This is a genomic window from Promicromonospora sp. NPDC023987, from assembly GCF_040639055.1.
In the GTDB taxonomy this organism is placed as follows: Bacteria; Actinomycetota; Actinomycetes; order Actinomycetales; family Cellulomonadaceae; genus Promicromonospora.
Genome location: NZ_JBEZZF010000023.1, coordinates 42041 through 54660, shown reverse-complemented (window position 1 = coordinate 54660; position 12620 = coordinate 42041). Strand labels below are relative to the sequence as shown.

The 12620-nt window shown below is 70.1% G+C and carries 11 protein-coding genes and 1 riboswitch; of the genes, 6 read left to right on the top strand and 5 right to left on the bottom strand.

Features of this window, described 5'->3' with window-relative positions:
• Positions 1-69: 69 nt before the first annotated feature.
• From AB0F40_RS12800 to AB0F40_RS12790, 3 genes are all read left to right on the top strand, one after another.
• Complete coding sequence (locus tag AB0F40_RS12800; RefSeq protein ID WP_357467520.1) at positions 70-576, top strand: CAP domain-containing protein; 507 nt, start codon at positions 70-72, stop codon at positions 574-576.
• A 102-nt stretch (positions 577-678) separates the two neighbouring features.
• Positions 679-2766: an acyltransferase family protein gene (locus AB0F40_RS12795; RefSeq protein WP_357467518.1), complete on the top strand. Its 2088-nt coding sequence runs from the start codon at positions 679-681 to the stop codon at positions 2764-2766.
• A 19-nt stretch (positions 2767-2785) separates the two neighbouring features.
• Positions 2786-4249, top strand: a complete 1464-nt coding sequence (locus AB0F40_RS12790) for an NCS2 family permease (protein WP_357467515.1) — start codon at positions 2786-2788, stop codon at positions 4247-4249.
• A 102-nt stretch (positions 4250-4351) separates the two neighbouring features.
• On the opposite strand, the gene AB0F40_RS12785 is transcribed toward AB0F40_RS12790, so the two are convergent.
• The 5 genes from AB0F40_RS12785 to serC form a co-directional block, all read right to left on the bottom strand.
• Positions 4352-5371, bottom strand: a complete 1020-nt coding sequence (locus AB0F40_RS12785; protein WP_357467512.1) for a hypothetical protein — start codon at positions 5369-5371, stop codon at positions 4352-4354.
• A 193-nt stretch (positions 5372-5564) separates the two neighbouring features.
• Positions 5565-6869, bottom strand: coding sequence for an MFS transporter (locus tag AB0F40_RS12780; RefSeq protein WP_357467509.1), 1305 nt, complete (start codon positions 6867-6869; stop codon positions 5565-5567).
• On the bottom strand, positions 6866-7309 hold the full coding sequence (locus AB0F40_RS12775) for a MarR family transcriptional regulator (protein ID WP_357467506.1): 444 nt from the start codon (positions 7307-7309) through the stop codon (positions 6866-6868). The genes AB0F40_RS12780 and AB0F40_RS12775 overlap by 4 nt, the downstream gene beginning before the upstream one ends.
• Before the next feature lie 112 nt (positions 7310-7421).
• Positions 7422-8273, bottom strand: a complete 852-nt coding sequence (locus AB0F40_RS12770; protein WP_357467504.1) for an MHYT domain-containing protein — start codon at positions 8271-8273, stop codon at positions 7422-7424.
• Between the two features lie 119 nt (positions 8274-8392).
• Positions 8393-9502, bottom strand: a complete 1110-nt coding sequence (gene serC, locus AB0F40_RS12765; RefSeq protein WP_357467501.1) for a phosphoserine transaminase — start codon at positions 9500-9502, stop codon at positions 8393-8395.
• A gap of 83 nt (positions 9503-9585) precedes the next feature.
• Here serC and AB0F40_RS12760 point away from each other — a divergent pair, with 83 nt between their 5' ends.
• The 3 genes from AB0F40_RS12760 (at position 9586) to AB0F40_RS12750 (ending at position 12585) form a co-directional block, all read left to right on the top strand.
• A complete protein-coding gene (locus tag AB0F40_RS12760; protein ID WP_357467498.1) occupies positions 9586-10302 on the top strand; it encodes an iron dependent repressor, metal binding and dimerization domain protein in 717 nt (238 codons plus the stop codon).
• Between the two features lie 127 nt (positions 10303-10429).
• Positions 10430-10620: riboswitch (cyclic di-AMP (ydaO/yuaA leader) on the top strand.
• A gap of 152 nt (positions 10621-10772) precedes the next feature.
• A complete protein-coding gene (locus tag AB0F40_RS12755) occupies positions 10773-11414 on the top strand; it encodes an NlpC/P60 family protein (RefSeq protein WP_357467495.1) in 642 nt (213 codons plus the stop codon).
• 190 nt (positions 11415-11604) lie between these two features.
• Positions 11605-12585, top strand: coding sequence for a universal stress protein (locus tag AB0F40_RS12750; RefSeq protein ID WP_357467492.1), 981 nt, complete (start codon positions 11605-11607; stop codon positions 12583-12585).
• Positions 12586-12620: the final 35 nt, after the last annotated feature.

Below are 12620 nucleotides of genomic sequence, written 5' to 3'. Positions count from 1 at the left end.
GGGCGGGTGCCGCGGGCAGCGCGCCGCCTCCGGTTGTGGACGGCGGGTGCGCGGTGTCGAATCGACGTCGTGCGCCGCACCCCGACCGGCTTCGCCGTCCCGATCCTGACCGTCGCCGTGCTGCTCTCGGCCTGTTCAGCGGCGCCGGACGCCGGCCCGCTCGGGCCCGAGGTCTCCGGCACCGTGGACCTGGCGGACCCGGAGCAGTACGGGGCAGCGCTCGAGGCCGACGTGAACGAGGCAAGGGCGCGGCTGGACGTCGCGCCGCTGGAGCACGACACCTGCCTCGAGGCCGTCGCCGTGGACCGCGCCGAGGCGCTGATCGGTGCGCCGGAGCTCGTGCACGCGCCGCTCCCGCCCGTCCAGCAGAGCTGCCCCGGCGACACGATCGCCGCGGAGAACCTCAGCCGCACGGAGCGCCCGCCGCAGGACGTCGTGCAGGCCTGGCTCGACTCGCCGTCGCACCGGGACAACCTCGTGAACGCCGAGCTGCTGCGCGGCGCGATCGGGTGCGTGCGCGACGGCGGAACGGCCGCGTCCCCCGTCCTGATCTGCTCGCACGTGTTCCTCGGTTGAGCCGACTCTCCTCACACCCTCCTCGATACCCGGTCAAGGCCACCAGATGCTCCCGTTATGGTGTGAGCCGCGCACCCGTCCGGAACGACCGCAGGAGAAAAATTGGCGCAGGCGACGACCACCGCCGTCGAGCGACCTACCGGAGCGTCCACCGGACCCCGCGGAACCGGTGCGGACGCGCCCACCGCACCGGGCTCCGGCCACGCGTTCCGGACGGACATCAACGGGCTCCGCGCCATCGCCGTCCTCGCCGTCGTCGTCTACCACGCGGGGATCTCGGTTCCCGGCGGGTTCACGGGCGTCGACGTCTTCTACGTGATCTCCGGCTACCTCATCAGCTCCCTGCTGCTGCGCGAGGTGGACCGTGCGGGATCCGTCGACCTCGTCGAGTTCTGGACCCGCCGCATGCGGCGCCTCGTGCCAGCGCTCGCGCTCGTCGTGACGGTCACGATGCTCGCGAGCGTCCTGGTCCTGTCCCCGCTGGTGTGGGGGCGGCTCGCCTGGCACGGCGCGTCAGCGATGCTGTTCGTCTCCAACCTGCTGTTCCCGTACCAGGGGCAGAGCTACTTCTCCGACTCCGTCACCCCGAGCCCCTACCTGCACACCTGGTCGCTCGGCATCGAGGAGCAGTTCTACATCCTCTGGCCCTTGCTGATCCTGCTGGCGGTCGCGGTGGCCCGGCGCACCCGCGTGCCGGCCCGCCGCATGCTGCAGGCGCTGTTCGCCGGAACCTTCGTCGTGTCGCTGGCGACGTCCGTCTGGCTGACGGCGACCGCCCCCGACTGGGCCTTCTACGTGCTGCCGACCCGCGCCTGGGAGTTCGCGGGCGCCGCGCTCGTCGCGACGCTGCCCTGGGGCAGGCTCGCCGAGCGGTCCCGGCTGCGGCCCCGCCTGCTCCGGACGCTGCTCGGCACCGCGGGGTTCGTGCTGCTCGCACTCTCCTTCGCGCTCGTCCGCGAGACCGACCCGTTCCCCGGCAGCATCGCGCTGCTGCCCGTCGGCGGTGCGCTGCTGGTGCTCGCCGCCGGCAGCATCCCGACGTCAGGCACCTGGGTGGACCGCGTGCTCGGCTTGCCGGTGCTGCAGCGCATCGGCGACGTCTCCTACTCCTGGTACCTGTGGCACTGGCCGTTCGTCGTGCTCACGACCGCCGCGGTACAGAACGACGCGATCTGGCTCAAGGTGCTCGCCACGCTCGCCGCGCTGGGGGCCGCGGTCGCCACCTACCGCTGGGTCGAGAATCCCATCCGGTTCAGCGGGGCGATGAGGTCGTGGCGTCGCACCGCCGCGGTCACCGTGGCGATCGGGCTCACCGTCGGCGCGACGGTCGTCGGCACCCGTGTGGCTACCGGAGCCGTGTTGCAGAACGAGCCCTACGCCACCGCGGTCGAGGTCGGCGGCGAACCGGAGTCCTACGGATGCACGGACCACACCGAGACGACGAGGGGTGTCGACGTCTGCCTGCTCGGCGACGTCTCCGCCGACACCACCGTGCTGCTCCTCGGCGACTCGCACGCCATGCAGTGGATCCCCGCCTTCGACGCCGCGGCGACCAAGGCGGGACTGCGCCTCGCCGTCCACTGGCGGCACGGCTGCCCCGTCGCCGAGGTCAACGTCTACCAGCCTGCCGAGCGCGGCCCGTGCTCCAGCTTCCAGACCGAGTCGGTGGAGGTCGTCGAGGACCTGCGGCCCGACGCCGTCGTCGTCAGCCAGGCGCACATCTACGCCGGCCGCATGGAGCACCCCGACGGCACCGGGATGACCGTGGAGGAGGCGCGCACCACCTGGGCGAACGCCAATGACAAGCTGTTCGCGCACCTCACCGCCATCACACCCACCGTGGTGGCGGTCGAGGACAACCCCCAGCTCGACATCGACCCCCTCGAATGCCTCACCCGCCCCCTGGACGGGGTCGGCGACTGCACCATCCCGCGCGCGGACGCCGAGGCCTCCAACGGAGACCTGCCCCGGATCAGCGCTGAGACGTGGACGAAGTACGGTGTCACCACCTGGGACGGTGTCTGGGCGCAGACCTGTGACGAACAGGTTTGCACCATCGGGGACATGGACCAGCCCGTCTACCGGGACTACCACCACCTCAGCGCCGGCTACGTGCTGACCCAGGTGCCGGCCGTGGAGCAGATGCTCCGGACCGCGGTGGGCAGCACGACATCAGGCAACATCGGGTAACGAAGGGCAACATCGGACCATGGCTCACGACCAGGCCCAGGCGCGTGGCGCCATCGACCGGTTCTTCAAGATCAGCGAACGCGGATCCACGGTGTGGACGGAGGTGCGCGGCGGGCTCGTCACCTTCTTCACGATGAGCTACATCGTGGTGCTGAACCCGCTCATCCTCGGCAACGTGGCCGACGGGACCGGGCAGTTCCTCGGGGGCGGTGACGGCGTCGGCGACCTCGCGGCGATCGCCGCGGCGACCGCCCTCGTCGCCGGCATCATGTCGATCCTCATGGGGGTCGTCGCGAACTTCCCGATGGCGCTCGCGGCAGGGCTCGGCCTGAACGCCGTCGTCGCCTTTTCGGTGGCCGCGCTGCCCGGTATGACCTGGGCCGATGCCATGGGCATCGTCGTGCTCGAGGGTCTTGTCATCCTGATCCTGGTCGTCACTGGTTTCCGGGAGGCAGTGTTCCGCGCGGTGCCGCGCGAGCTCAAGGTCGCCATCAGCGTGGGCATCGGCCTGTTCATCGCGTTCATCGGCGTGTTCGACGCCGGCTTCGTGCGCATCCCCGTGTCGCTGGCGACCCCCACCGAGCTCGGCATGGGCGGCTCGGTCGGCACCTGGCCGCTGTTCGTCTTCGCGTTCGGCCTGCTGCTCGCCGCCGTCCTGATGGTGCGCAAGGTGCGGGGCGGCATCCTCGTCGCGATCATCGCGTCGACGGTGCTGGCCCTCGTCGTCGAGGCCGTCGGCAACATCGGCGCGCGGGGTGAGGACAACCCCGGCGGCTGGGCGCTCAACGTCCCCGCCCTGCCCGACTCGGTCGTCGCCCTGCCCGACTTCTCGCTCATCGGCCAGTTCTCGCTGTTCGGGTCGATCGACAAGATCGGCATCGTGGCGGTGATCCTGCTCGTGTTCACGCTCCTCATCGCCGACTTCTTCGACACGATGGGCACGATGGTCGCCATCGGCGGTGAGGCCGGGCTGCTCGACGAGAAGGGCAACCCGCCGCGCACCACCCGGATCCTGGTCGTCGACTCGCTGGCCGCGGTGTCGGGTGGCGCAGGATCGGTGTCCTCGAACACCGCGTACGTCGAGTCGGCGTCCGGTGTGGGCGACGGCGCCAGGACCGGGCTCGCCGCCGTGACGACCGGTGTGGCGTTCTTGCTGACCACGTTCCTGTCGCCGCTCGTGGAGGTGGTGCCGCACGAGGCGGCCACCCCCGCGCTCGTGGTGGTCGGGTTCCTCATGGTCGTCCAGGTGACGGGCATCGACTGGACGGACCTCGAGGTAGGGATCCCCGCGTTCCTCACGATGATCCTCATGCCGTTCGCGTACTCGATCACCGTCGGCATCGGCGCCGGCGTGATCTCGTTCGTGCTGCTCAAGGTCGCCGTGGGCAAGACCCGCAAGGTCCACCCGCTGCTGTGGGTGGCGGCGGCGCTGTTCGTCGTCTACTTCCTGATCGGCCCGATCCGGGCGGCGGTAGGCATCTAGCCGGGCCTGGGCGGCGGGCGGCGGGTGCCGAGGTGCCGAGGTGCCGAGGTGCGGCGCTCTACCCAGTGATCTGGTCCGAACTCAGCGCGAGTTCGGGCCGAATCACTGGGTAGGCGCGGGAGAGCGCAGCTCGATGCGGGTGCCAGCGCCCGTGTACTGGCCGGGCTTCCAATGATGGGCGGCCAGCACCTTGGCGATCTCTGCGCCGACGCCGCCGGGCTTGTCGTTGTCGGCCGGCTTGAAACGCAACATGATCACCTGCCCGGACGCCAGGAGCTGGTTCTGCCGTGGGGCGTCGCGGACGAGCGCCTGCGGCGAGCTGTGCGGGCCGACCCCGTCGATCTCGACGACGAGCCATCGCCCGTCAGGCAGCCGCCAGATGAAGTCGACGCGTGCCACGACCTTGCCGTCCATCACGATCAGGGCCTGGATATCGTCCGGGGGCACCCCGTTGTCATGGAACGACAACCGGGCGAAGGACTCGGCAGGCGACTCCGAGCGCGTGACGACCAGGCCGAACAGCTCATGGAGCATGGCGGCACCGTGTCGGCATCGGACCAGGTCGTGGAGCGCGACGAGGTCGATCGGGCTGAACCCGTGCCACCGCGCGAGGTCATCGAGCACGGCGAGGGCGTTCTGGCGCGGGAGCTTGGCGATCGTTTGCGCCGCGGCGTGGTCGATCCGGGCGACCTTGCGGTCACCGATCGTCACCGTAGGGAACGGTGAGTAGTCGACGACGGCGACGCCGTGCCGGCGTCGTCGCGGCGATCGGTCCTGACGTGCGACCTCAAGCGGGAAGTCGCGGGGCAGACCGGACACACCGTGCAGCACGAGCGCTGAGCCACCGGTCGCTATGGCATCCGGGCCGTGCAGCAGCAGGGCGAACCAGGTGCGCCACCGCGCGACGTGATCGAACCAGTCGGCCCTGACCCTGTGTCCGAGCGGCACGGGATCGGTGTCGTAGACGCTCCGCGCCGGGCTGGTCCAGCGAAGCTGCTTGACCATGCGGCGGCGAACCTCACGCCCGATGCCGAGCTCCTCGCACTGGAGCGTGGACAGGAGCCCGGCCTGTCGCCGGAGGAGCGGCTCTGCCGCTCGGGGCATCGTGAAGGTCTTTGGCATGGGACCCACTCCAGCAGCGCCGAGCCGGGCGGGCAGCCCAGCCGGCGCCCCCTGTGCACAACTGCCGCCGAACCCCCGTTGTGGTCGCGCTCGGACACCGGAAAGTGCGCCTCTACCCAGCGATTGCGCCCGAACTCGCACGGATTTCGGGCGCAATCGCTGGGTAGCGGGGCGCGGCGGCGCGCGGCCGGGGTCAGGCCGCCAAGGCCTGCCTCTCCGGCTTCCGGTCCACCTCGGGGTACGTCACCTGGAGGTACGGGCGCGGGATGCGGTGCGAGCGGGAGAGCCGGGCGCGGACGCGCACGTGCCAGGTCCGGTACGCCCACACCGTCGCGATCACGGCCACGAGGAGCGTCGCCGCCGCACCGATCAGCACGGCGTACCGCGGCCCGAACTCCTCGCCGATCCAGCCCACCACCGGCGAGCCGAGGGGCGTGGTGCCGAGGAGCACCATCACGTAGATCGACATGACGCGTCCGCGCAGCTCCGGGGCCACGGAGAGCTGGATCGCGGCGTTCGCCGAGGTCAGCATGGTCAGGGACGCGAAGCCGACGGGGATACACATCAGCAGGTACCCGAGGTAGGTCGGCATGACCGCCTGGATCCCCATGGAGATCGCGAACGCGAACGCGGCGCCGAGCACGAGCCGCACCCGCGGTCGTTCCCGCCGGGCGGCCAGGAGAGCACCGGCGAGCGAGCCGATCGCGAGGACCGATCCGAGGATGCCGTACTCGCTCGCGCCCCGGCCGAACTCGACGCGCGCCATCATGGCCGACGTCAGCTGGAAGTTCAGGCCGAACGTCGAGACCACGCCCATGACCACCATGATCACGACGATGTCGCTGCGGCCGCGGATGTACGCGAGACCCTCGCGGATCTGACCCTTGGCGCGCGAGGCTATCGGTAGGGCGTTCAGGTCGCGCATCCGCGTGAGCGAGATGATGACGGCACCGAACGCGATGCCGTTGATGATGAACACCCATCCGGTGCCGACGGCGGCGATGAGCAGGCCCGCCACACCGGGACCGATGAGCCGCGCGGCGTTGAAGTTGGTCGAGTTGAGCCCGACGGCGTTCGCGAGCCGCGCTGTCGGCACGAGCTGGGCGACGAAGGTCTGGCGCACCGGACCGTCGATGGCGCTCACCACGCCGAGGAGGGTGGCGAACCCGTAGACGTGCCACAGCTCGGCCGCGCCGGACAGCACCAGCACACCGAGCCCAAGGCCCAGCACGCCCATGCCGCCCTGCGTGAGCATCAGGAGCTTGCGGCGGTCGACACGGTCAGCGAGGAGACCTGCCCAGGCGGACAGGAAGATGTGCGGGATGAACTGGAGTGCGGTGACGATACCCACGGCGACGCCGGAGTTGTTCGTGAGAAGGGTCAGCACGACCCAGTCCTGGGCGACGCGCTGCATCCAGGTGCCGATGTTGGCGACGAGAGCGCTGGCGAACCAGAGGCGATAGTTGCGGTACTTCAGGCTGGCGAAAGTTGCGCTCATCGAGCGGCGATCCGGATCAGGAGCTCGCTGGCTCCTGCAAGGATCTCTCTCTCCTCTCCGGTCAGGGTGGACAGCTGTTTGGTGAGCCAGGCGTCGCGGCGCCGCCGGGTCTCGGCGACCTCGCGCGAACCCGCGGCGGTGAGCCGGACGACCACCTGACGGCGGTCCGTCGCGTGCTCCACCTTCTCGACGAGGCCGAGCTCCGTCAGGGTGTTCACCGCGCGAGTCATCGAGGGCGGTCGGACTCGTTCGTGCTCGGCGAGGGAACCGGGGGACATCTCGCCGTGCTTGTGGAGCACCGTCAGGATTCCGAACTGGCCCTCGGGGAGGTCGGCCTCGCCGCGCTCGGCACGCAGGCGGCGAGAGACTCGGGTCAGGGCGACGCGGAGGTCACCCCCGACAGTGGCCGGGCTGCGACTGGATCTGCGGGAGCTCGACACCACGCCAGTCTAGATCATTAGCCTTGCTAACGGTACGTGGGTGTGGTCACAACGAGCGGAGCGCCCGCCCCACGATGGGGACGGGCGCTCCGTCGTCGCTGCCGGGCGCGAGTCAGTGCGCGCGATGCGTCTGCGCGAACTGCGCAGGACCTGGCTGCGGTTCCTGCCGGATGTTCTCGAACTGCTGACCCTGCTCGCTGTGCGCCTTGAGCCGGTTCTCGAACTCAGCCTGCGTGCGCAGCTCTTCCTCGGTGGGCCAGAGGCCGATCCCGAGGATGAGCAGGAACGTCACGACGCTCACCGCCATGACGAGCGGCACGAGCAGCTGCATCGTCGAGGCGCCGGCGGGGACGCTGTCGATCGGGTTGATCACGGAGACGCCGGCCATGCCGGTGTAGTGCATGCCGGTCACGGCAAACCCCATCACCAGAGTTGCGACGATCGTGGCGAGCGTGCCGCGGATGTGCACGGTGCACCACAGTGCGGCCGTGGCCGCGACGACCGCGATGACGATCGAGGCGACGACGTAGGCCGGGTTGTAGACGACCTCCGCCGACATCTGCATCGCTTCCATGCCCATGTAGTGCATGGCCGCGACGCCGGCGCCCGCGAGGGCACCGCCGATGAGCATCGCGGGCAGCTTGCGCTTGCCCAGCTCCGTGATGAACAGACCCGCCCCGACCACGACGATGGCGATCGCCGCGCTCAGGAGGGTCTGGGGGATGTCATATCTGATGGTCACGCCGGAAGCGGAGAAGCCCAGCATGGCGACGAAGTGCATCACCCAGATGCCGGTGCCACCGAGGGCGATGGCGCCGAACACGAGCCACGCGGCGCGCGTCCCGCCCGAAGCTGCTCGGGCTCGAGACGTGCACGCGAGGCCCGTTGCTGCGCCGGTACACGAGATCGCGTACGCCAGCAACGGCGTCACGATCCCGAAGGTGAAGTGGTCGATCACTGGCATGGTGTTTGAACAGCCCCTTGAATGGTTCCCTCTGTTGCGGAAACGTTACAGAGTCCCTGTGCCCCGGACAATAGCCAGAACTCGCCGCCGAAGGGGTATTGCGGACGTGATCGCGCTGGTCAAACGGTTTCGACGAGGTAGTCGACGCACGCGGTGAGCGCCGCGACGTCGTCCGGGTCGACCGCAGGGTACATCCCGACGCGGAGCTGGTTGCGTCCGAGCTTCCGGTACGCGAACACGTCCTGCACACCGTTGGCCGACAGGTCGGCGAGCACGCGCTCGACGTCGATCTCCGGAGCGAGGTCGATGGTGCCGACCACTGTCGACCGCTCCTCGGGGCGCGTGACGAACGGTGTCGCCCACTCCCTCGACTCGGCCCAGGAGTAGAGGATCTCGGCCGACGTCGCACAACGCTTGGTCGACCACGCCAGCCCGCCCTGCTCCAGCAGCCACTCGACCTGGTCGGCCAGGAGGAGCAGCGTCGCGACGGCGGGCGTGTTGAGCGTCTGGTCCTGGCGCGAGTTCGTCACGGCCGTCGTGAGCGACAGGAACTCCGGCACCCACCGACCCGAACCCTCGATCCGTGCGGCCCGCTCCACGGCGGCGGGGGACAGGACGGCGAGCCACAGGCCGCCGTCGGCCGCGAACGCCTTCTGCGGGGCGAAGTAGTACGCGTCGGTCTGGCTGAGGTCCACGGGCAGGGCGCCCGCACCGGACGTCGCGTCCGTGAGCACGACGGCGCCGTCGGGCCCCGTCGGGCGCCGCACCGGAGCGATCGCTCCGGTGGAGGTCTCGTTGTGCGGGGTGGCGTAGGTGTCGACGTCGTCGGCCGCCTCGAGGTAGGCCACCGAGCCAGGCTCCGCCGAGATCACCTGGGAGGGCTCGAGGAAGGGCGCACGCGACGTTGCGGTGGCGAACTTGCCCCCGAACTCGCCGAAGGCCGCGTGCTGGGCCTTGCGCTCGACGAGGCACAGCGTCGCGACGTCCCAGAAGGCCGTCGCGCCGCCGTTGCCGAGCACCACCTCGTATCCGTCGGGCGCGCCCAGCAGCTCCGTGACACCCTCACGAATGCGGTGCACCAGGTCCTTCACCGGCGCCCGCCGGTGTGACGTACCGAGCACGTGCGCGTTCGCCACGAGATGATCGACCTGGCCCGGGCGCACCTTGGAAGGGCCGGAGCCGAAACGGCCGTCGGTGGGCAGCAGCTGTGTCGGGATAGTCAGTGGCACAGAACTAGACTAGAACCTGGGCCGACGCCCGGGCCGCACGTGTCCAGGGCGACTGGGCGGCTGTGCGCATGACGGGAGCTGACGTGACGGATCTGATCGACACCACCGAGATGTACCTCAAGACGATCTACGAGCTCGACGAGGAGGGCATCACGCCCCTGCGCGCGCGCATCGCGGAACGCCTGGGGCATTCCGGCCCGACGGTGTCCCAGACCGTCGCGCGCATGGAGCGCGACGGTCTGGTGATCGTGACGGGCGACCGGCACCTCGAGCTCACCGAGCTGGGTCAGGACAAGGCGATGCGCGTGATGCGCAAGCACCGGCTCGCCGAGCGTCTGCTGACCGACGTCATCAAGCTCGACTGGGAGCACGTGCACGTCGAGGCCTGCCGCTGGGAGCACGTCATGAGCGACCTCGTGGAGAAGCGCCTCGTCGGCCTGCTCGACCACCCGCACCACGACCCGTACGGCAACCCGATCCCCGGCCTCTCGGAGCTGGGCGAGGAGTACACCGACGTGCCGTTCCTGACCGGCGTGATCTCGCTGCCCGCCGCGTTCGAGGCTGCGGCGAAGAAGGGCATCAAGGGCGAGCCGCTCGCGGCGTCCCTCACCCGCATCGCGGAGCCACTGCAGACGGACGTCGAGCTGCTCGCGCGCCTGTCGGACGCCGGCCTGGTGCCCGGCTCCCGCGTCACCGCCGAGCACAACGACGGGACCTACACGGTGACGGTCGACGGCGCGGGAACTGCGCTCGAGCTCGGGGAAGACCTGGCCCGCCACCTCTTCGTGGCGACCGCTTAAAGCGTCCGATTTGCCGGAAACGTGAAGCCGCAGGTCCGACACGTCATGGCATTCGTTGCCGGAACGTGACATCGGCGGAGAGGTCCGGTACGTTCGGACCGCTCCCACGGAGTTATTCGTGGGAGTCCTCGGACGGACGCCGAACTCTGTCACCGGCCGGGGTCCAAAACGACCGCATGACAGAGGCGGGGGACCCACCAACGGGCGCCAGGGTGCGTCCTCGGGGTGAAGCCGGGTATTCCTTCGGGATGCACGGCCGGGTGATTTCTCCCACCCGAACCCGACAGCTGACCTCGAAGGCGTACAAGGAGAGGTAATACGTGACTGCACGTACGACTCGCGCCCGTCATCGGGCTGCGCGACGACCAGTAACTCCCCTCAGCGAACTCGCGCAGAACGCCGCCGTCGGCCGCCGTACCGCGGTCGCCGCTGCCGGTGGCGCACTTCTCGTCTCGACCTTCGGTGGAGCGATGGCCGCACAGGCCGCGCCCGTCGAGTCCGGCCACGCGAAGATGAACTCGGTCGACCTCAACGCTCTGACGTCGCAGGCTCGCGAGGCGCTGGCCAACGCCCCCGTCGTGACCGTCGCGCCCGACGCTGAGCTCACCGTCGAGAAGGCCGCGGTCTCCGTGGTCTCCGCCGCCGAGAACGAGGACTACCAGGCAGAGCTCGCCGCCGCAGAGGCCGAGAAGGCCGCAGAGGAGGCCGCCGCAGAGGCTGCGGAAGCCGCAGAGGCCGCCGCCGCCACCGCCACCTCGGTGGACGTTCCCGCGTCGGCGATCGGCAACTCCGTGATCTCCATCGCGAGCCGCTACGTCGGCGTGCCGTACGTCTCCGGTGGTGGATCGCCGAGCGGCTTCGACTGCTCCGGCTTCACCTCGTACGTCTACGGCCAGCTCGGTATCAACCTGCCGCACTCGTCGGGCGCGCAGCCGGGCTACGGCACGCAGGTGCCGGCGTCCGAGGCGCAGCCGGGCGACCTGATGTGGACCCCCGGCCATGTCTCGATCTACGCCGGTGGCAACACCATGATCGACGCGTCCAAGCCGGGCACCGTGGTCGACTTCCGCACCATCTGGCAGTCGAACCCCACGTTCATCCGCATGGGCTGAGCCGCAGGCTCGTACGCATAGGGTCTGAGCCCAGCCACGTAGCACCACTGAGCAGAGCGCCTGTCCGGACACCGGGCAGGCGCTCTGCTTTGCCTTCTTCCTGCAGACTTTTTGCCACCGGTTACCCACAACGCGCGCGCCGCCGGTAGGTTTGGAGTGCAATGGTGCACTGCCGAAGAAAGGGCTGGCGATGACGCGATCCGAGGTCGTACTGGTCGGTGTGGACGGATCGGCCGCTAGTCTGCACGCGCTGGACTGGGCGACCGCCTACGCGCACCGTGTGGGCTGGTCGCTGCACATCGTGTGCAGCTATTCCCTGCCGTCGTTCACGGCTGCGTCGCTCGACGGCGGCTACGCCGCTCTCGACGACACGACCATCCAGGAGGGCGCCAAATCGGTCCTCGCCGAGGCGGAGGCCCGCGTGGCCGACGCCGGCGTGCGTGCTACCACCGAGGTCGCCACCGGGGACGCGGCGGGCGTGCTCGTGGAGCTGTCCGGCGACTACGGCCTCGCCGTCGTCGGGACGCGCGGCCGGGGCGGGTTCACGGAGCGGCTGCTGGGCACCGTGTCGTCCGCGCTCCCCGCGCACGCGCAGTGCCCCGTCGTGGTGGTTCCGCTGCGTGCCGAGGCCAACCGCGGCGTCTCCTGGAGCGTGCCGGGCGCCGCGTCCGGTGGCGCGGCCGGTTCCGAGACCGCGCCCGCCGCGGTCGCACCGGGCGCGGCCGAGATCCGGGAGGTGCGCCGCATCGTCGTCGGTGTGGACGGGTCCCCGCAGGCCGAGCGGGCGCTGCAGCACGCGATCACTCAGGCCAACGCGTGGGGCGCGGAGCTGACCGCCGTCACCGGCGTACCCGTGGGGAACACCGGCATGCTGGCGTGGCTGCCGTCGACCATCGACCGCGAGCAGGTGCTGGCCGACATCGCGGTCGGCATGGACGTCCTGGTCGACCGGTACGAGGCGGAGAATCCGGGCCTGCGGATCCGGCGGATCGTGCTGGACGGTACGGGCGCGGAGCTGCTGACGGAGTTCTCCACGGCGTCGGACCTGGTGGTGGTGGGCTCACGGGGCCGCGGAGGGTTCCGCGGGCTGCTGCTGGGCTCCACGAGCCAGGCCGTGCTGCACCACTCGGCGTGCCCGGTGCTCGTGGTCAACAAGCACTGCACGGACTGACGCCCCTGCTGCTGGTTGAGCCTCCGCTGGTTGAG